At 67.8% G+C, this 18,817-nt stretch carries 21 protein-coding genes; 8 read left to right on the top strand and 13 right to left on the bottom strand.

Going from position 1 to position 18,817, the window contains the following annotated elements:
• Positions 1 to 161: 161 nt before the first annotated feature.
• The gene (locus tag AC1D1T_RS19195; protein WP_477992316.1) at positions 162 to 1,472 is read right to left on the bottom strand and encodes a PQQ-dependent sugar dehydrogenase; all 1,311 of its coding nucleotides are present in this window, start codon (positions 1,470 to 1,472) and stop codon (positions 162 to 164) included.
• 243 nt (positions 1,473 to 1,715) lie between these two features.
• Between AC1D1T_RS19195 and AC1D1T_RS19190 the strand changes: the two genes are divergently transcribed.
• The gene (locus AC1D1T_RS19190; RefSeq protein WP_047511402.1) at positions 1,716 to 2,186 is read left to right on the top strand and encodes a BON domain-containing protein; all 471 of its coding nucleotides are present in this window, start codon (positions 1,716 to 1,718) and stop codon (positions 2,184 to 2,186) included.
• A gap of 51 nt (positions 2,187 to 2,237) precedes the next feature.
• Here AC1D1T_RS19190 and AC1D1T_RS19185 read toward each other — a convergent pair whose 3' ends face one another.
• Positions 2,238 to 2,486, bottom strand: a complete 249-nt coding sequence (locus tag AC1D1T_RS19185) for a hypothetical protein (protein ID WP_477840329.1) — start codon at positions 2,484 to 2,486, stop codon at positions 2,238 to 2,240.
• 783 nt (positions 2,487 to 3,269) lie between these two features.
• The gene (locus tag AC1D1T_RS19180) at positions 3,270 to 4,196 is read right to left on the bottom strand and encodes a hypothetical protein (protein WP_477840327.1); all 927 of its coding nucleotides are present in this window, start codon (positions 4,194 to 4,196) and stop codon (positions 3,270 to 3,272) included.
• Between the two features lie 490 nt (positions 4,197 to 4,686).
• Between AC1D1T_RS19180 and AC1D1T_RS19175 the strand changes: the two genes are divergently transcribed.
• A complete protein-coding gene (locus AC1D1T_RS19175) occupies positions 4,687 to 6,573 on the top strand; it encodes an ABC transporter ATP-binding protein (protein ID WP_477992317.1) in 1,887 nt (628 codons plus the stop codon).
• On the opposite strand, the gene AC1D1T_RS19170 is transcribed toward AC1D1T_RS19175, so the two are convergent.
• From AC1D1T_RS19170 to AC1D1T_RS19135, 8 genes are all read right to left on the bottom strand, one after another.
• The gene (locus tag AC1D1T_RS19170; protein ID WP_477992315.1) at positions 6,565 to 6,963 is read right to left on the bottom strand and encodes a hypothetical protein; all 399 of its coding nucleotides are present in this window, start codon (positions 6,961 to 6,963) and stop codon (positions 6,565 to 6,567) included. The two genes, AC1D1T_RS19175 and AC1D1T_RS19170, sit on opposite strands and share 9 nt — an antisense overlap.
• A 331-nt stretch (positions 6,964 to 7,294) precedes the next feature.
• Entirely contained in the window at positions 7,295 to 8,221 is a 927-nt protein-coding gene (locus AC1D1T_RS19165; RefSeq protein WP_477840323.1) for a peptidylprolyl isomerase, read from the bottom strand.
• A gap of 47 nt (positions 8,222 to 8,268) precedes the next feature.
• A complete protein-coding gene (locus AC1D1T_RS19160; RefSeq protein ID WP_047511412.1) occupies positions 8,269 to 8,469 on the bottom strand; it encodes a hypothetical protein in 201 nt (66 codons plus the stop codon).
• Between the two features lie 132 nt (positions 8,470 to 8,601).
• Positions 8,602 to 9,087, bottom strand: a complete 486-nt coding sequence (locus AC1D1T_RS19155) for a DUF2127 domain-containing protein (RefSeq protein ID WP_477828039.1) — start codon at positions 9,085 to 9,087, stop codon at positions 8,602 to 8,604.
• Positions 9,084 to 9,401, bottom strand: coding sequence for a 2Fe-2S iron-sulfur cluster-binding protein (locus AC1D1T_RS19150; protein WP_465113191.1), 318 nt, complete (start codon positions 9,399 to 9,401; stop codon positions 9,084 to 9,086). Before AC1D1T_RS19150 ends, AC1D1T_RS19155 begins: the two co-directional genes overlap by 4 nt.
• Positions 9,398 to 10,816, bottom strand: a complete 1,419-nt coding sequence (gene dbpA, locus AC1D1T_RS19145; protein ID WP_477992314.1) for an ATP-dependent RNA helicase DbpA — start codon at positions 10,814 to 10,816, stop codon at positions 9,398 to 9,400. The genes AC1D1T_RS19150 and dbpA overlap by 4 nt, the downstream gene beginning before the upstream one ends.
• Before the next feature lie 35 nt (positions 10,817 to 10,851).
• A complete protein-coding gene (locus AC1D1T_RS19140; RefSeq protein ID WP_047511420.1) occupies positions 10,852 to 12,288 on the bottom strand; it encodes an aminotransferase-like domain-containing protein in 1,437 nt (478 codons plus the stop codon).
• A 2-nt stretch (positions 12,289 to 12,290) separates the two neighbouring features.
• Entirely contained in the window at positions 12,291 to 12,878 is a 588-nt protein-coding gene (locus tag AC1D1T_RS19135; RefSeq protein ID WP_465113193.1) for a LysE family translocator, read from the bottom strand.
• 169 nt (positions 12,879 to 13,047) lie between these two features.
• Between AC1D1T_RS19135 and AC1D1T_RS19130 the strand changes: the two genes are divergently transcribed.
• From AC1D1T_RS19130 to AC1D1T_RS19110, 5 genes are all read left to right on the top strand, one after another.
• The gene (locus tag AC1D1T_RS19130) at positions 13,048 to 14,022 is read left to right on the top strand and encodes a threo-3-hydroxy-L-aspartate ammonia-lyase (protein WP_465113194.1); all 975 of its coding nucleotides are present in this window, start codon (positions 13,048 to 13,050) and stop codon (positions 14,020 to 14,022) included.
• Positions 14,019 to 14,384: a GFA family protein gene (locus AC1D1T_RS19125; RefSeq protein WP_477841381.1), complete on the top strand. Its 366-nt coding sequence runs from the start codon at positions 14,019 to 14,021 to the stop codon at positions 14,382 to 14,384. Before AC1D1T_RS19130 ends, AC1D1T_RS19125 begins: the two co-directional genes overlap by 4 nt.
• A 67-nt stretch (positions 14,385 to 14,451) precedes the next feature.
• A complete protein-coding gene (locus AC1D1T_RS19120) occupies positions 14,452 to 14,751 on the top strand; it encodes a flagellar basal body protein (RefSeq protein ID WP_477826627.1) in 300 nt (99 codons plus the stop codon).
• A 147-nt stretch (positions 14,752 to 14,898) separates the two neighbouring features.
• Positions 14,899 to 15,081: a hypothetical protein gene (locus AC1D1T_RS19115; RefSeq protein WP_047511428.1), complete on the top strand. Its 183-nt coding sequence runs from the start codon at positions 14,899 to 14,901 to the stop codon at positions 15,079 to 15,081.
• Between the two features lie 310 nt (positions 15,082 to 15,391).
• Positions 15,392 to 15,601: a hypothetical protein gene (locus tag AC1D1T_RS19110; RefSeq protein ID WP_047511430.1), complete on the top strand. Its 210-nt coding sequence runs from the start codon at positions 15,392 to 15,394 to the stop codon at positions 15,599 to 15,601.
• Positions 15,602 to 15,641: 40 nt separating this feature from the next.
• Here the strand turns inward: AC1D1T_RS19110 and AC1D1T_RS19105 are convergent, their stop codons facing one another.
• Entirely contained in the window at positions 15,642 to 16,064 is a 423-nt protein-coding gene (locus tag AC1D1T_RS19105) for an FKBP-type peptidyl-prolyl cis-trans isomerase (protein WP_052213036.1), read from the bottom strand.
• A 227-nt stretch (positions 16,065 to 16,291) separates the two neighbouring features.
• Between AC1D1T_RS19105 and AC1D1T_RS19100 the strand changes: the two genes are divergently transcribed.
• A complete protein-coding gene (locus AC1D1T_RS19100) occupies positions 16,292 to 16,960 on the top strand; it encodes a hypothetical protein (RefSeq protein ID WP_047511432.1) in 669 nt (222 codons plus the stop codon).
• On the opposite strand, the gene AC1D1T_RS19095 is transcribed toward AC1D1T_RS19100, so the two are convergent.
• Complete coding sequence (locus AC1D1T_RS19095) at positions 16,875 to 18,803, bottom strand: response regulator (RefSeq protein WP_477992313.1); 1,929 nt, start codon at positions 18,801 to 18,803, stop codon at positions 16,875 to 16,877. The two genes, AC1D1T_RS19100 and AC1D1T_RS19095, sit on opposite strands and share 86 nt — an antisense overlap.
• Between the last annotated feature and the right edge of the window lie 14 nt (positions 18,804 to 18,817).

Raw genomic sequence — 18,817 nt, 5'->3', positions numbered from 1 at the left:
GGCTCGCGGTGGCGTCGGCAGCGTTGGCGTCGTGCGAGAGGACCTGGGCGGCCAGTGCCAGGGCGAGGGTCAGCAGGGCGGAGCGGTGCATCCGCGGATTGTCCCCGGCCGGTGGGGACCGTAGCGCGTCAGCAATTCACGCCGCGCGCCGGTTCATCGTGTCAGCGTGTTGCCACCGGCCGCACCCGCCAGATCACGTTGCCGACGTCGTCGGCCACCAGTAGCGCGCCCTGCTTGTCGAGCGCGACGCCGACCGGGCGGCCCTGCGCATGGCCTTCGGACGACAGAAAGCCGGTCAGCACATCGACCGGCGGCCCGGAGGGCCGGCCTTGCGCGAACGGCACGAAGATCACCTTGTAGCCGCTGTGCGGCTTGCGGTTCCACGAGCCGTGCTGGCCGATGAACATGCCGTCGGCGAAGGCGGTCGGCAGCGCATTGCCGCGGGCGGCCGCGAGGCCGAGCGAGGCGGTGTGCGGGCCGAGCGCGTAATCGGGTGCGATCGCGCGCGCCACCATGTCGGGCTGCGGCGGCTTGACCCGCTCGTCGACGTGCGCGCCGTAGTAGCTGAACGGCCAGCCGTAGAAGGCGCCATCCTTCACCGAGGTGAGGTAGTCGGGCACCAGGTCGCTGCCGATCTCGTCGCGCTCGTTGACGACGGTCCACAGCGCACCCGTCTGCGGCTCGAAGGCGAGGCCGTTCGGGTTGCGCAGGCCGGAGGCGAACACGCGGTGCGCGCCGGTCTTCGCGTCGACCTCCCAGATCGCCGCGCGGCCTTCCTCGGCGGCGAGGCCGTTCTCGCCGACGTTGCTGTTGGAGCCGACCGTCACGTAGAGCTTGCTGCCGTCGGCACTCGCGATCAGGTTCTTGGTCCAGTGGTGGTTGAGCGTGCCGCCGGGCAGGTCGACCACCTTGGTGCCGCTGCCCGGCAGGCTCGTCGCGCCGGGCGTGTAGTCGAAGCGGACGACGGCATCGGTGTTGGCCACGTACAAGCTGTTGCCGACCAGCGCCATGCCGAACGGCGACTGCAGGTTCGAGAGCAGCACGCTGCGCGTCTCGGCGATGCCGTCGCCATCGGCATCGCGCAGCAGCGTGATGCGGTTCGCGCTGGGCACGCCGGCACCGGCCTTCTTCATCGTCATCTTCATGAACCAGCCGCGGATGCCCTTGCCGTCGTCGGGCTTCGGGGGCGCGTTGGTTTCGGCGACCAGCACGTCGCCGTTGGGCAGCACGCTGAGCCAGCGCGGGTGCTCGAGGCCGCTCGCGAAGGCCTGCACTTCGGTGCCCGCGACCGCGGTCGGCTTCACGCCGCTCGGCCAGCCGGTGGCCGGCGCGATGTTGACGAGGGGGATCAGGCTCTTGTCCGGCGGCGGCAGCTTCGGGTTCGGGCCGGTGCCGTCGGCGACCTGCAGCGTGGCGGGGCCGCCGCAGGCGACCAGCGCGAGGAGGGTCAGCGAAGCGGTGAAGGTCTTCATGGAGCAGCACTGTCCGACCGATGGCGGAAGAGGCTTGTAGGCAGTCGGAGCAAGGTGGTGTCGGACGGCGCCGCGATGCGCGACGTGTGGGCGTCGTCCGACAGGCATCGACGCCTCCGACTGACGGCGCTCGCACCGTGTTGCGCCTAAGGTTGTGCCGTCTCAGGACAAGGCTGCGGTGGCATCGGTGCCGCTGCAACTCGCTCAACCAGATCGCCCTCGGGCGCATGACAGGAGAGAACCATGAACAAGCACACTCTGACGACGACGGCCGCTGCAGTCCTGCTCGCGGGCGTGGCCCTCACCGGTTGCGGCAAGCGCGAGGCAGCGGAATCGACCGCGGCGAACACGAACGACAGCGTCATCGCGCAGGCCGAGCAGAAGGGCCGCGACATGCAGGCCGATGCATCGCGCGGCATGGACCAGGCCAAGCAGGCCGGCCGTGACCTCGCACAGGACGCCAAGTCGGCGACCGACAAGGCGGGCGACAAGGTCGCCGACGCGGTGATCACGACGACCGTGAACGCCGAGCTGGCGAAGGACTCGAGCCTGAGCGCGCTGAAGATCAACGTCGACACCGACAACGGGCGCGTCGCGCTGCGCGGCACGGCGCCGAGCGAGGCGGCGCGCGAGCGCGCGACTCAGCTGGCGTCGAACGTGAAGGGGGTGGTCAGCGTCGACAACCAGCTGAGCGTGGCGCCGGCGAAGGGCTGATCCCAGGCGGCGACCGGCAGCGTGCCGGTCCCGCGTTTCCTGGATTTTTGTTCAGTGATCGGTGGTCAGTTCACTGTCCTTGGAAGAGTCGGGTGATATCGCCTGACGCGAGGTCTTCCACTGGGTGACGATTCGCTCGATGTTGGCTTGTTGCGTCTCGGGGCCCGATGTGGTCGCTTCTCTCTTCGATCCAGATGCACGTTGTCGTTGTTGGGGCGTGGCGCGATCGGGCGCAAGCAGCAGCGCCGCCCGGCGAGATGCCGGATGGGGTGGGTCGGAGGGCGACATCTTGATCACCATCGGCTCGAATGGCGGCAGGGTGTGCGCGTGCTTGGTACAGAGGTCGAACGCGCATGCGCCGTGGGTTGTCTCCTCGCCGCGAGAGGCACTTTAGGGGGTGTGTTCGGAACCGATTGGAGATCGGTGACAGGTCTCCGACGGTCTGTCAGCGCTGGGAAGAGTTGCGGAGATCGAGACCTTTCCAGGCCCTCGGGCTGCGGGCGACTCTCCTTTTGCGCCGTCAAGTCAGCGATCGTACCGGGATCAAGGTTCAACAACTCGGCGAAATACCGACCACGCAAGGGTGAACCCAATGGTGGCTCATCCGGTATGGGCGTCGTCTGTGGCAGGTGAATCGTCCGGCGGCTGATTGCCTTGGATGCCTGTACCCGCAAATCTCTGGAATTCGTACGTTTGGCCTGGCCGAACTTGTGCCGCCGGATCACTCCAGCGTTGGGTGACTTGTCCGAGTTTTGAGGATCTCCGAGCGTGGCGCGCGTCGCTGGCGGATTGGACTTCGGTCGCTTCCCGACTTTCGTGATCGGACGATGCAGATCGTCTGCGGTGCTGGCGTCCGTGATTGGACTCAATGAGACGTGGGCGGCGGAGCGCCCTCGCTCTACAGTGGCCAAAATTTCCGGTGTTTTCGGGCTGACCTCGCTGGGGGCGTCAGATTGATCTGTCATGCGAGAGAGCTCTGCGGCAGACGTTCCATACGGCTTCATCGATGCACTCCTGCACAGGATAAGGATCGGAGCCCGTGAGTGGGTTCGAATGAAGGATCGGTTCCGGCATCAGCGAGGTCTATTGCTTTTCGCTCTTCTCCGCGAGGAGCATTTCAATTTGCTGTGTCAATTGGCGGACGCGTTGCTTCAACTGATCGTTCTCGCCCAGCAATTGATCGTGAGCGTCCTTCCAGGAACGAGTCTCCGCCTTCAACAGCCGGATCGTCTCTTCAGGCCGCGCGGGCGACTTGGGTTGCAATTCGGTACCATCCACGTCCCCATGTTTGCGTGGCGACAGGCTCTTGTTGATGCGCTTGACGAAACCATCTTGAAGCGTCTGCTTGCCCTCGGTGCGCGACCGGTCTGGAAGGGATGCGCGCCTGGCGGTCTTTTTCTGATCGACGGGCTGGTGTGATGAGTTTGGAGGTTTTCCCTCGTGGGGCCGAGAGAGAAGCCGCCCGAGGCGAGAAGGCTTGCGAGGCGAGGCCGTTGGCGAACTCACGGAGGACTCAGTACGGGCAGCAAACTTGTGAAGTGTCGTGTGCGCATGACGTCGCTGCAGCAGCGGCTTCGACTTTTCTTCAAACTTCACCTTGCGTTCCGGCCTGTCATCGTCAATGTTGCGCGGTGGTGTAGAGCGCAAACTGCCTTGGTGAAAGCGGGTCACTTTTGGCTTCTCGTCAACGATCGTCGATCGCCTCGGTGAACTGGATGTGGCCGTACGCTTCCCGTCGCGGGTGTCCGATCTGGCCGAGCCAAGTGACGAGAGCTTCGTCCGTGGGCTGTGGATATGGCTGTCGGTTCGTGAAGCGAGCGCTTTTTTCCCCCGTTCCTTGAGGTCGATCGACGAAGCAGTCGGCAAGGCTGGCACGGCATTGAAGCGTTTCAACGGAGCGCCTCCGTCGCGCCCCTCGGATGTCGTTGTGATGAAAGGATCTTCTTGCGGCGGCTCGAGACTTTTGAGCAGTTCGAGAAGCCTGTTCGCGTGGTCGATGTTTTCATCCATGCGCTCCCGGATTGATGGCGGGCGGGGTTGTTCATCCGCGTTGGCCGTTGTGTCGGGAGCAACTGGGTGGATGCCTGGGTTGGAAAGGTCTAGCTTGGGTCGAGGAATCACGACAACTCCGTGGAGCAAGATGTTCGGAAATGAACAACGAGCACTGAGTCACCGTGACGCTCCGCCGGTTCCACACGAACCCCGAAAAGCAAAAGGGCCACCGCAGGGTGGCCCTTGTAGCTACCGAACATCGCTCGGAGTCGAACGAGACGGAGTCTTGGCGCCGGGTACGGGTTCCGGATTCCGCCCAGTGGTGCGGTCGGTTTGTCGCCTTGATGGGATGGGATTGTGCCGTGCTCCGCGCGCGCCCATCGTTCGAAAAGGGTAAGGAAAGCAACGCTTGTCAGTCGATGGCAGCAGCGAGCGGATAAGCTCCCGCCCTCGGCGCCACCATGCCACCCTGTTTCGCGTTCCCGCCCCACCCGTGGAGATCCCTCGCGTGTTCCGCTACTTCGAGAACCTGCTGCACCCGTATCCCGATGCCGTGCCGGTGCCGCCGCCGCGCGGCTTCTTTGCCTTCGTCTGGGCGTGCACGCTGGGCTCGCGCCGCTTCGTGCTCGGCATGATGCTGCTGACCGCCGCGTTCGGCGTGTTCGAGGCGATGCTGTTCAGCATGATGAGCCGCGTCGTCGACTGGCTCGGCGCAACCAAGCCCGCCGAGCTGTGGCCCACGCACAGCCTCACGCTGCTGCTGTTGGCGGCGATCCTGCTGGTCAGCCCGATCGCCGCGGCGTTCCAGACGCTCTTCAAGCACCAGGCGCTGGCCGGCAACTTCCCGATGCGCCTGCGCTGGAACTTCCACCGGCTGATGCTCGCGCAGAGCATGAACTTCTACCAGGACGAGTTCGCCGGCCGCGTCGCGGCCAAGGTCATGCAGACCTCGCTCGCGGTGCGCGACACGGTGATGATCCTCACCGACGTGCTCGTCTTCGTCATCATCTACTTCACGACGATGGCCGCGGTGGTCGGCACCTTCGACGCGCGCCTGCTGCTGCCCTTCCTCGGCTGGCTGGGCCTGTACATCGCGGCGCTGCGTTACTTCGTGCCGCGGCTGGGCAAGATCGGGCAGGCGCAGGCCGATGCGCGTTCGCTGATGACCGGCCGCATCACCGACGCCTACACCAACATTGCCACCGTCAAGCTGTTCTCGCACGCGCAGCGCGAGGCCGGCTTCGCGCGCTCGGCGATGCAGGAGTTCATGCAGACCGCCTATGCGCAGATGCGGCTGGTGAGCGGCTTCGAGATCGTGAACCACAGCCTGAGCATCGGGCTGATCATGTCGACCACCGGCGCCACGCTGTGGCTGTGGGTGCAGGGCGAACTCGGCATCGGCGCGGTCGCGGCGGCCACCGCGATGGCGCTGCGCCTGAACGGCATCTCGCACTGGATCATGTGGGAGATGGCGTCGCTGTTCGAGCACATCGGCACGGTGCACGACGGCATCAACACCTTGTCGCGCCCGCAGGCGGTGGTCGACCGGCCCGATGCGCGCACGCTGTCGGTGACGCGCGGCGAGATCCGCTTCGAGCAGGTCGGTTTCGCATACGGCGGCAGCAAGCCGGTGATCGACGGCCTGTCGCTGCACATCCGCCCGGGCGAGAAGATCGGGCTGGTCGGGCGCTCGGGCGCCGGCAAGTCGACGATCGTGAACCTGCTGCTGCGCTTCTACGACGTCGAATCGGGCCGCGTGCTGATCGACGGGCAGGACATCGCCGGCGTGACGCAGGACAGCCTGCGTGCGCAGATCGGCATGGTGACGCAGGACACCTCGCTGCTGCACCGCTCGGTGCGCGACAACATCCTCTACGGCCGGCCCGATGCCGACGATCTGCAGATGACCGCCGCGGCCAGGCGCGCCGAGGCGCATGAGTTCATCCAGGGGCTGACCGACCCGAAGGGGCGCCAGGCCTACGACGCGCATGTCGGCGAGCGCGGCGTGAAGCTCTCCGGCGGCCAGCGCCAGCGCATCGCGATCGCCCGCGTGATGCTGAAGGACGCGCCGGTCCTGTTGCTCGATGAGGCCACCAGCGCGCTCGACTCCGAGGTCGAGGCGGCGATCCAGGCCAGCCTGTACCGGCTGATGGAAGGCAAGACGGTGGTCGCGATCGCGCACCGGCTGTCGACCATCGCGGCGATGGACCGGCTGATCGTGCTCGACAAGGGGCGCATCGTCGAGGAGGGCGACCACCGCAGCCTGCTGGCGCAGGGCGGGTTGTATGCGCGCCTGTGGGCGCATCAGAGCGGGGGGTTCCTGGGGGAGGAGGCGGAGGATGGTGAAGAGGGCCCCGAGTCGGTGCGGCAACCGGGGGCGACGGTCTCAATCTGAGAAAGCGTCTGAGCTTGCGTCCGTGACGAGAGGCCGGAAGATCGGTCGCTCATTGTGAAAATCAGCGGCATCGAAGGCTAGCCAAGTGCACGCGGTCTCCAACTGAGCTTTGCCTTGTTTGAGCTGCTGTGGTGAAAAGGTGAGAGCAGGCTCCCGCCTGATGTCGATCATGTCGCGATGCCGTACGGTCTGTTCCACGACCACGATGTTGCCGCCGCTGTGCGCCTGCAGTTCGAATCGGATGGCGCAGAAACTTTGCTCATCATCAGAGATGACCACCGACGTGGTCGGGACCATGTCCTTGTATTTGGCCAGTTGACCGGCCAGATCCAACATCAAGGGCCGCTGGTCGGGGGAAAACACATTGAGGGTCGCAGCGACAGATTGCATGTTCTTGCGAGTGCGGCGTATTTCCTTCTCGGTGGCTGTTTCTCGAGGCTTCAGGATCGGTAGCGACCACCGTCTCGCGGCTKTCCCGGGTTGCGTCGATTCAGGCAGAAGTGCTTCCAGATGCTCAGTCGAACGGCTTCGTTGGAACTTCAACGATGTTCTTGTCTCACGCTCTGGCTGTGCGTTTCTTTGCGTTGTGGGAGACACGAACTCCCGGATCTTCCTGAAGAGGAGCATGACATTTCTCGCCCGATGATGAATTGCAGCCTGTGTCACGCCGCAGGACAAACAGTTCCATCGGGTTCATGGCCTACCCCATTGCGCGGCCCGACTACCCAGAAGTTTTCTTCACCCGCACCGGCACTGTCGCATTGCAGACATTGATGTGCCGCGGGCTGTGYACGAACCACTCCTCGCGCCGCACGCGCCGGGCCTCGAGCAGGGCACGCCAGGTCGCGGTGCCGGTGCGCATCACCTCGAGCGCCGGCCGTTCGGCATCGGGCATGTCGGCCAGCAGCCGCACGCGGCGGATGCCGCCACGCTGGTCGGGCTGCGCGTAGAAGCCCATCTCCGCGGTGCCGCGCCGCAGCGAGGCCAGTTCCTGGATCCCCTGCAGCACCCGCCCGACCAGCGTGATGTTGAGGTCCAGCCCGCGCGGCGCCTGGCCGATCACCGCGTACAGCTCGCTGCCGTTGCTGCTGTCGACCGCCATGTCGCGGCCCGCGCCGACCATGCCGTAGCAGTGCGTCAGCCAGGCCCGGCCGCTGCGCGGATCGGCCGCCACCGGCATGCCGTCGACGAAGCCGGTCACCGGGGCCCAGCCGTCGAGGTCGGGAAGCCGGGTGAGCGGCAGGCCCTTCAGCGGCACCGAGAACTCGGCCGGCAGCTTGCGATGCGCGCTGCCCAGCGGCCGGGCCTTGTCGGCCGATTCGGCATCCGGGTCGCCCCATTGCGCGACGTAGTTGTCCTGCACGCGCACGACCGCGAGGCCGTCGAAGAAGCCCTCGTGGGCCAGCGTGCGGATGTTCTCGACGTGCCGCGGCGCGAAGCGCGGGGCGAGTTCGATGACGATCGGCCCGCTGCGCGGATCGGCGAGCTCCATCACGACGGTGTCGGCCGGCGCCAGCGGGCGCCAGTCGCTGGCGGCCGAGCGTTCGATCACCTCGGCGACGGTCGGTGGCGCGGCCCCGGCCCACGGCGTYGCGATGAAAGCCAGTGCGGCGCAGAGCGCGCGCGGAACGGAACGCGAGAGAAACATGGGCCGACTCCGTGAGAACAGGGAGCGGCCACGATATCAGCCCCGAATCAGCGGTGGCCGTCCCAGTCGCGCCGGTCGTGGTCACGCCAGTCGCGGCCGGGGCCCGGGCCGTAGTACGGCGCCGGTTCGACGATCACGGTGCGCTGGCGGTAGCCACGGGGTGGCACGACGATGCAGGCGCTCAGCAATTGCGTCACGGCAACGATGCCGACCAGGCCCAACATGCGGCGGTTCAGAAAGCGTTTCATCGGGGGTCTCCTGCAGGCCGTACAGCGGCCTTGCCATGACAACGGGTGCCGTCGCCTCGATGTTGACGCGCCCGCGTTGCTGCGAGGTAAAGGGCGGGTATCTGTCTGTTCGGCTTGGGGGCCGCAGCGCCGCTATCCGACGTTGATGACCGTTTCCGCGCGCCGTTGCCGCTCCAGCATCCACAGCAGGTAGACCACGACCGCAACATTCAGCAGCAGCGTCGCGACGCGCAGCGCGCTCACATGCTGCAGCAACTCGTAGAGCTCCACCGGCACGTAGATCGCACCACCCGCGGCGCCCAGCCAGGCACCCCAGCGGTAGCCGCGCCACAGGCCATACGCTTCGGCCAGCCGTACGCTCGCGTACAGCGCCGCCAGGCCGGCCAGCAGCCACAGCCGTGCATCGGTGAGTTGCGAACTGGCTTCCAGGAAGATGTGCGGGAAGTGCCGGTCCGGGTCGAGGTGCAACCCGGCGACCAGCGCCTCGGCCAGGTGCCGCACGTCGCGGTGCAGCAGCGACAGCAGCCCGAAGCCGCCGGCCAGCACGGCCAGGCCCTTGATCGCCTCGAACAGCGCGACCAGTTGCATCGTGCGCGGCGGATGGGGGCGGGCGCTCATGACGTCAGCGGCCGCGCGGCGGGCGCATCGATCACGAGATCGCTGCGCGGCTGGGCCACGCACGGCAGGATGAATCCTTCGGCCTTCTCCTCGGCGCTCAGGCCCGGCCACTCGATCGGGTACTCGATGCGGCCGCTGACGAGCTTGCAGATGCAGGCACGGCAGGTGCCGTTGCGGCACGAGCTCGGCAGCCGCAGCCCGGCGAGCTGCGCCGACTTCACCAAGCCTTGCTTCGCAGGCGCCGCGAAGCGGAAACCGCCTGGCTCGACGACGGCTTCGAAGGGCGCGGCGCTGCCGGCTTCACCGCCGCTCATTCGGCCGATGCCTCGTCCAGGAACCTCACCTTCACCTTGCGGCCCTTCAGCTTGCCGCTGTTCAGCCGCTGCAGCGCCTGCTTCGCGATCGCGCGATCGACGGCCACGTAGGTCGAGAACTCGCCGACCTGGATCTTGCCGACCTGCGCCGCGGTGAAGCCGGCCTCGCCGGTCAACGCGCCCAGCACGTCGCCGGGGCGGATCTTGTCCTTGCGCCCGCCGAGGATCTGCAGCGTGCGCATCGCCGCGGTCAGCGGCCCGCCGCCGCTCGGCGTCAGCTCGGCGAGCTTGTGCCATTGCGACTCGCGCCCCTGCACCTGCTCGATCTGGCCGACGCGGCCCATCTCGTCCATGCTCGCCAGGCTGAAGGCCCAGCCCTCTTCATCGCCGCGGCCGGTGCGGCCGATGCGGTGCGTGTGCACCTCGGGGTCGGGCGTGATGTCGACATTGATCACCGCCTCCAGCTGCGCGATGTCGAGGCCGCGTGCCGCCACGTCGGTGGCCACCAGCACCGGGCAGCTGCGGTTGGCGAACTGCACCAGCACCTGGTCGCGGTCGCGCTGCTCCAGGTCGCCGTGCAGCGCGAGCGCCTGCACGCCCTGCGCCTGCAGCACCTCGACCAGGTCGCGGCACTGCTGCTTGGTGTTGCAGAACGCGATCGTGCTGGCCGGGCGGAAGTGGTTCAGCAGCAGGCCGACGGCATGCAGCCGCTCGTCGTCGCGCACTTCGTAGAAGCGCTGGCGGATCTTCGCGGCCGCGTGCTGCTCGCCGAGCTTCACCTCGCGCGGCTCGCGCAGGAACTGCTGGCTCAGCTTGGCGATGCCGTCCGGGTAGGTGGCCGAGAACAGCAGCGTCTGGCGCTGCTTCGGGCAGCGCTTGGCCACCGCGACGATGTCGTCGAAGAAGCCCATGTCGAGCATGCGGTCGGCCTCGTCGAGCACCAGCGTGTTCAGCGCGGCGAGCGACAGCGTCTCGCGCTCCAGGTGGTCGAGGATGCGCCCGGGCGTGCCGACGACGATGTGCGCACCGTGCTCCAGGCTCGCGATCTGCGGGCGCATCGTCGCGCCGCCGCACAGCGTCAGCGTCTTCACGTTGTCCTCGGCGCGCGCGAGGCGCCGGATCTCCTGCGTGACCTGGTCGGCCAGCTCGCGCGTCGGGCACAGCACCAGCGCCTGCACCTCGAAGCGCTTCACGTCGAGGCGCGCCAGCAGCGCGAGCGCGAACGCGGCGGTCTTGCCGCTGCCGGTCTTGGCCTGCGCGATCAGGTCGTGGCCGGACAGCGCGATCGGCAGGCTGGCGGCCTGGATCGGCGTCATCGTCTCGTAGCCGAGGCGGGACAGGTTCTCGAGGGTCGCGGCGGAGAGCGGCAGCTGGCTGAATGCGGCGGAGAGCGAGGGCGGGGGCGCTTGGGTCATGCGCCCGATTATCGGTGCGCGCCTTCGAAGGGCGTTCAGCGGGCAGCCGCACGGGCCAGCACGCGGCTCGCGGCCGATGCCGCCGACAGCCGCTGCGTCAGGTACTCGGCCAGCCGCACGTGCTGGCTGAACACCACGTTGAAGCGCAGGTGCGGGTCGCCGGCGTTGTCGGCCATGAAGGTGGCGCCGCGCACCAGCAGGATGCCGTTGCGGTAGGCATCCTTCACCAGTTCGTCGATGTCGATGCCGTGCGGCACCGTGCCCCACAGGAACAGGCCGCCCTCGCCGGGGTGGTCGAGCAGCACGCCGGCCTGCCTCAGCTGGCGGGTCGCCAGGCCGCGCGCGGTGCCGAGCTTCTGCTGCAGCCGGTCGACGTGCTTGCGGAAGCGCCCGGTCGACAGCAGCTCGAGCAGCACGTGCTCGTTCAGCGAGGCGGTGGTCAGCACCGAGAGGATCTTCTCGCGCAGCAGCGGCTTCAGCCACTGCGGCTCGGCCGCGATGTAGCCCAGGCGCAGCGCCGGGCTCAGCGCCTTGCAGAAGCTGGAGTAGTAGATGACGTTGCGCAGCTCCGACAGCTGCGCGAGGCGCGTCGGGTGGCCGGGGTGGAAGTGGCTCTGCACGTCGTCCTCGGCCAGCAGGAAGCCGTGCCGGTCGGCCAGCCCGAGGATGCGGTGCAGGTTGGCCGCGCTGCTGCTCCAGCCGGTCGGGTTGTGCAGCACGCTCTGAACGAAGAACATGCGCGGCCGGTGCGCGGTGCAGGCGGCCTCGATCTGCGCCAGGTCGGGGCCGTCGTGGCGCCGCGCGATCGGCAGGATGCGCACGCCCATCTGCCGCAGCCGGTCGAACAGCAGGTGGTAGCCGGGGTTGTCGACCATCACCGCATCGCCCGCCTGCAGGAAGGCGCGGCAGATCAGGTCGATCGCGTGGGTGCCGCCGTAGGTGGTCAGGATGCGGTTCGCATCGGCCGCGATGCCCTGGCCGCGCATCAGCGTGGCAATGCGCTCGCGCAGCTCGGGCAGCCCCTGCGGCGGGCAGCGCGCTGCCATGCCGCCGTTGGCGCGCGCCAGGCCGCGCTGCACGACGATGGCGGGGATGGCGTCTTCCAGCCACGACACCGGCAGCGAACCGGCGCTCACCGGCAGCACGCCGGCGCGCTGGTCGTGGGCCTGCTGCACGAGCCAGACGGCGTCCTGCTCCTCGCCGGCTTCGAGCATGGCATCGAGCACCGGGGGCGCCGCCGTCTCGCAGACGAAGAAGCCGGCCGTGCCGCGCGACTCGACGACGGCCGCCGCGACCAGCCGGTCGTAGGCGGTGACCACGGTGTTCGGGCTCACGCCGAGCTGCCGCGCCAGCGTGCGGATCGACGGCAGCTTCGCGCCGGCCGACAGGCGCCCGCCCTCGACGAGCGCACGCAGCCGGGTCTCGATCTGGTCGGCGAGCGGCGCGGGGGAGTCGCGGTCGAGGGAGAACATGTTCAGCGGGTCAGCAACAGCACGGCCAGCACGGCCAGCGATCCCGCCATGATGGCATTGAATGCCTCGCGCCAGCCGGGGCGCGTCAGCACCCGGCGCAGCCCGGCGCCGAACAGCGTCCACATCGAGATGCACGGGAAGTTGGTGGCCAGCGTGATCGCCAGCACCAGCAGCGCGGCCACGCCGGTCGGCATGCCCGCCGGCATGAAGACCGTCGCGACGGTGACCGACTTGAGCCAGGTCTTCGGGTTGACGAACTGGAACGCGGCGGCCTCGAAGAAGCCGACCGGTTGCGCGAGCTCGGTGCCGAACACCACCGGCGTCGTCAGCTTCCACGCCATCCACAGCAGGAACAGCGCGCCGGCGATGCGCAGCACGTCGTGGACGGCCGGGTGGTCCGCCAGCAGCGTGCCGAGCCCCAGGCAGGCCAGCCAGGTCTGCACGCCGCCGCCGATGCTGACGCCGAGCAGGTGCGGCAGGCTGCGCCGGTAGCCGAAGTTCGCGCCCGAGGTGGTCAGCAGGATGTTGTTCGGACCGGGCGTCGCCGACATCAGCAGCGAGTAGCTCAGCAGGGGCAGCAGGTCGTTCATCGCGTCTCCTTCACGGTGGAGACGAGCTTGGGGGCGCCGCCGCGGCGCGTGAAGCTACAGGGCAGGGGGCTGTGCCGAGGCACTGTATCAATCGCTGCGGGGGCACAGTCACGGCGCGCGCAGGCTGGGCTACGCTCGATGCACCCTCCGCTTTTTCCGGACCCCGACGATGGACCTGCCGATCTCCTGGCGCGATGTCGACATCGCTGCCGCCCACCTCGAAGGAGTGGCCCACCGCACGCCGGTCGCCACCTCGCGCACCGCGAACCAGCGCACCGGCGCGCAGGTGTTCTTCAAGTGCGAGAACCTGCAGCGCATGGGCGCGTTCAAGTTCCGCGGCGCCTACAACGCGCTGGTGCAGCTCGACGCCGCGCAGCGCCGCCGCGGCGTGATCGCCTGGTCGTCGGGCAACCATGGGCAGGCGATCGCGCTGTGCGCCAGCCTGCTGGGCATGCCGGCGGTGGTCGTGATGCCGCAGGACGCACCCGCCCTCAAGATCGCCGCGACCCGCGGCTATGGCGCCGAGGTCGTGCTGTACGACCGCTACCGCGACGACCGCGAGGCGATCGGCCAGCGGCTCGCCGCCGAGCGCGGCCTGACGCTGGTTCCGCCGTACGACCATCCGCTGGTGATGGCGGGGCAGGGCACGGCCACGAAGGAGCTGATCGAGGAGGTCGGTCCGCTCGATGCGCTGTTCGTCTGCACCGGCGGCGGCGGGCTGCTGAGCGGCAGCGCGACGGCGGCCAACCACCTGTCGCCCGACTGCGCGGTGTATGGCGTCGAGCCGGAGGCCGGCAACGATGTGCAGCAGTCGTTCCGGCGCGGCGAACGCGTCAGCATCCCGGTGCCGCAGACCATTGCCGATGCGGCGCAGACGCAGCTGGTGGGTGCGCTGACCTTTCCGGTGATCCAGCACCGCGTGCGCGACATCCTTACCGTCAGCGATGCGCAGCTGGCGCGCACGATGCGGTTCATCGGCGAGCGCATGAAGCTGGTCGTGGAGCCGACCGGCTGCCTGGGGGCGGCGGCGGTGCTCGAGGGGGTGCTGCCGCTGGCCGGCCTGCGTGGCCTGCGTGTTGGGGTGATCCTGAGCGGCGGCAACATCGACCTCGGGCGCTATGGCGAGCTGGTGGCTGCGGCATGAGTGCAGACCGGCCGGTGCAGACGTGGCAGGGCAGTTGCCATTGCGGGGCGGTGCGCTTCGCGATCAAGACCGACTTTCCCGAGCTGACCACCTGCGACTGCTCGATCTGCCGGCGCAAGAACGCGCTGATGGTGAAGGTGCACGAGAGCCTGTTCACGCTGCTCGCCGGCGAGGCGTCGCTCAGCGAGTACCGGTTCCACACCCACACCGCGCGGCATTTCTTCTGCAGCACCTGCGGCATCTACCCGTTCCATCGCAAGCGCGTGACGCCCGATTTCGTCGGCGTCAACGTGTTCTGCCTGGAGGGGTTCGATCCGGCCGGCATTCCGGTGCGGGCGACGGTCGGCGCGGCGATGGTTTGAACCCGTTGCCTGGAATCGCTCAAGTCGGCGCAGGAACGGCCGATATCGCCGCAAGCGAGGTCCTGCCATGTCCAACACCTTCTCCATCGGCCTGTCCGGCCTGTACGCCGCCCAGCTGCGGCTCGACAGCGCCGCCCACAACGTCGCCAATGCGCAGACCCCGGGTTTTCGGCGCCAGCAGGTCGTCCAGCAGGCGCAGCCTGAAGGCGGCGTGCAGGCCGAGATCGCTGCGCAACGGCAGACCGGCGGTTCGCTGGAGGCCGATGCCGTCGAGCAGATGTCGGCCAGCTACACCTATCAGGCCAACCTGCGCACCGTGAAGGTGCAGGACGAGGTGCTGGGGTCATTGTTGGACGCCGTGGCGTAACGTGACGACATATATCTCGTACTTGCCTTTGCGGTTCTTAACGTCAACCAATCGTCAACAAAGCCCGTTGTGGACACAAGCCGGGCAACAGCCGGGCCAGCTTCAGGAAGTCGAGCAGAACGACTTCCATCCAATTCGGGATACACCATGACCAAGTCTCTGATCGTTGCCGCCGTCCTGTCCGCTTTCGCCGTGGGTTCGTTCGCCCAAGCCGCTGCCACGGCCGATGCCGCTTCGGCTCCCGCCAAGAAGGCCGCTGCCCACAAGAAGCACAAGGCTGACAAGAAGAAGGCCGAAGGCGCTGCTCCGGCTGCTTCGGCTGCCAAGTAATCAGGCCCGGCCTGAGACGAAGAAGCCGGGCTTGCCCGGCTTTTTTTCGTCTGGCCATCGCGATCTTCGGTCGGCGGCGGATGCCGGCGGTCGCGACGGCCTAGTCTGGATTGGAAGGTTGTCAGGCAATGGCTGCTCTCCCTGTCGGACGGACCCTTCGCACTGACACGGGGATTGGAGTTTTTCTGACCCCCTGCAACGAGGGGCCCTGACAGCGCAGTCGCCGGGCAGCGCCTAATCTTCAGTCATCGAGTTTGGGCTTGTTGAGGTCGACGACCACTCCCAGGCAAGGTGCTCCACGGAGGCTGACATGAGCTCTACTTCGCAAATCGCACGCTACGAAATCCGGTTCCAGTCGCTGTTCAACGAAGGCCGGGCCCTGGCCTTTCCTTGCGATGCCGAGGGGCATGTGCAGATGGACGCACTCAGCGACCGCGCCCGCACCAACTACCTGTATGCCCGAGCCGTCGTCGGTCGCGAGTACGCGACGCCGGCCGTGATGCGCAGCGACCTGCACTGAACGCCAGTGAGCATCGCCGCCCGGCGCAGGCCGCGGTGGCTCACTTGCCGGCGATGCCCAGCAGTTCCACCTCGAACTGCAAGGTGGCATTCGGCGGGATGACACCCCCGGCGCCAGCCTCCCCGTAGGCGATGGCCGGCGGACACACCAGCAGCGCCTTGCCGCCCACCTTCATGCGCTGCACGCCTTCCGTCCAGCACTTGATCACCCGGTTCAACGGGAACTCCGCCGGCTCCTTGCGAGCGTAGGAACTGTCGAATTCCTTCCCGTCGGCGAACGTGCCGCGGTAGTGGACGCGGACACGGTCCGTGGCCGCCGGGCTCGGTCCCGACCCCTCCTTCAGCGAGCGATACACGAGGCCGGTCGGCGTGACCAGCGCGCCCTGCGCCTTCGCCGCGCTGGCCGCCAGGTCGGCCTGTGCAAAAGTGGACAGGCTGATCAGGCAGGCCGTGAGGCCGATCAATGGTGTCTTCAAACCGTGACTCCCGAGGTCAATGAGGGACGGCCATCATCGCCGAATGGCGGCATGGGCCGGGAACATCGATGCACGGCGACGCACTTGGAACACAGGCTTACGACTCGTGTTGGGTCGTGTCCTTTTCAACGGGACCGACGAGAGTCCCTGTCTATAGGGTGGGTACGTGGCGATGTGCCACGCCACACAGGGGTATCCCAACCTCCTGTCCGACCATGACGACAAGCCACCTCACTTTCAGCGTTTCACTCGCCGCCACGGCTGCTGACCTGCAGGATGTCTGCGGCGTCCGTGCCTGCGCCTATGGGCATCATCTGCCCGACATGCAGGAAACCCTGGCCGTCCCCGATGCCGTGGACGGCCGGCGCGGCACGGCCATCCTGGTGTGCCGCGACAAGGCCACCGGTGCCGCCACCGGAACCGCGCGGATCCAGCGCAATGTGGCGATGCCGCTGCAGCTCGAGGGCAGCGTGATCCTGCCGCGATGGCTGGCCGATGAGCCCCGCGCCGAGCTCACCCGGCTGGCCGTGATGCCGGGTGCCGATCCGCAGACCCGGCTCATCCTGATGAAGGCCGCCTACCTGTATTGCCTGGCGAGCCAGGTGCGCTGGATGGTGATCGGTGCGCGCAGCAACGCACTGATCCGGATCTACCAGGGGCTCGGATTCACCGATGTGCTCGGGCCCGACGATCGTGTTCCGCTCGCGCATGCCGGCAACCTGCCGCATCGCATCCTGGCCTTCGATGTCACGGCGGCCGAGCGCACCTGGCTGGCGTCGGGCCATGGGCTGTATCCGTTCATGATCGAGACCTTCCATCCGGATGTGAATCTGTTCCCGAAAGAGTCCATGCTGCCTCAGAACGAGGTTCGTGTGGCGGCGTGACGCCCGGCGACGGCAGCACGCCGCTCCATTGCGCCAGGACCCGCATCAATTCCTGGCGGTTGAAGGGCTTGGCGAGCAGGTCGTCCATGCCGGCATCGGCGCAGGCGCGCCGGTCCTCGTCGGTCGAGGTCGCCGTGATCGCGATGATCGGCACCCTGGGAAGGAGCAGGGTGCGCTCCTGTGCCCTGATCTCACGGGTGGCGGCCTGTCCGTCCATCGTGGGCATCTGGCAGTCCATCAGCACGATGTCGGGTCGCTGCGACTCGCGCAGCGCCCGCCCGACGGCCTCGCGCCCATTGCCCACGCGTTCATGGACCAGCCCCTGCTGTTTCAGGTAGGCGCAAAGGATCAGCGCGGAGACATCATCATCCTCCGCGACCAGCACGCGTCGCAGGTCGATCACCGGGATCGCCGGCGATGCGCCATCCTGTGCTTCGCCGGGCGCCGTCGTGCCCGGAAGCCGGGCGATGAACACGAACCGGGAGCCGACGCCCGTCTTGCTGAGCACGCTCAGCGAGCCTCCCATCGCTTCGGCCAGTTCCCGGGCGATGGTGAGGCCGAGGCCGGCACGGCTGCCCATCGGCGCGCCGTCGGTGCCGGGCGGCGGTGGGTTGGGTGCATCGAAGAGGTGATCCTGGTCGCCCGGCGCGATGCCCGGCCCGGAGTCGATCACCTCGACCTTCACCATGTCGGGCTCGCCCGTGCGCACGAGGTTCATCTCCACCCGGCCCCTCTCGGTGAACTTGATGGCGTTGCCGAGCAGGTTGTGCAGCACCTGCCTGAACCGCGCGGCATCGCCCACCACCCAGCTGGGCCGGGGAAACGCATGCGTCATCGAGAAATCGAGGCCCTTGTCGGCACAGCGCAGGGCGAACACATCGCCCACCAGGCCTGCCTGCGTGACGATGTCGAACACCTCGTGCCGGATCGGGAAGTGCCCCGTCTCGATGCGCGAGACGTCGATCAGGTCGTTGATCAACCTCAGCAGGTGGGTGCCCGATGACTCGATCAGCTCGAGGCGATGCTGCACGGCAGGCTCGCACGCCTCGAGATGGAGCAGCCGTGCGACGCCGAGGATGCCGTGCAACGGGGTGCGCAGCTCATGGCTGATGTTGGCGAGGAACTGGGTCTTGACCTCGATCTGCCGCTGCGCCAACTCGAGTGCGGCTGCCTTCTCCTGCGCCAGCGCCTGGGCCTCGACCCTCAGCAGGATGCTGGCGGTGAGGCGTCGTTCGCCGGCGCGGGCCGTCAGCAGTTGCAGGCCCAGCAGCATCAGCAATCCGAGGCTGCCGACCGCGCCGACTTCGTCGGCTCGCAGCGCCAGCCCGAGGGCCGTGGGCACCATGATCGGCCCCACATAGGCCGCGGTGGCCAGCAGCCGTGCCTGCAACCCGAAGGTGGCCACGCAGGTCACGCAGGCCAGCGCCGCCGCGACGAAGGACGAGACCTGCACCGGCTGGTGCATCAGCCAGAGGCCCGCCACCCCCCAGACCGCGCCGTCGAGTGCCAGCAGGCCGTACGTCAGGTGCCGCCAGCCTCGGGTGGCCGGCTGTCCGGCGCGCGCATGCTTGTGGGCCRAGAAGATCCGCAGGGCCGACACCGTCAGCTTGACGCTCATCCAGCCGCGCACCCAGTCGAGCGGGGTGGAGCCTGACCAGTAGACCGCCAGCAGCACGGCGAATGCCGTCGCGAGCAGCGTGCCGGCGCGCGTGTGCAGCAGCACCATGCGCAGCAGTTCGGCTGCGACGTGTTCGGCGTGGGCGGCGTCCAGCGGGGGGATCGGTCCGGCCTCGCCAGGGGCGCCAAGGCCCGGGACCTCACCCGACGTGCGATGCAGTGCCATGTGTCGTCTCCCCG

This window comes from Rhizobacter sp. P2_H3 (assembly GCF_056403355.1).
Note: the sequence above shows the minus strand (reverse complement) of the source record. Positions and strands in the feature narration are given on the sequence as shown.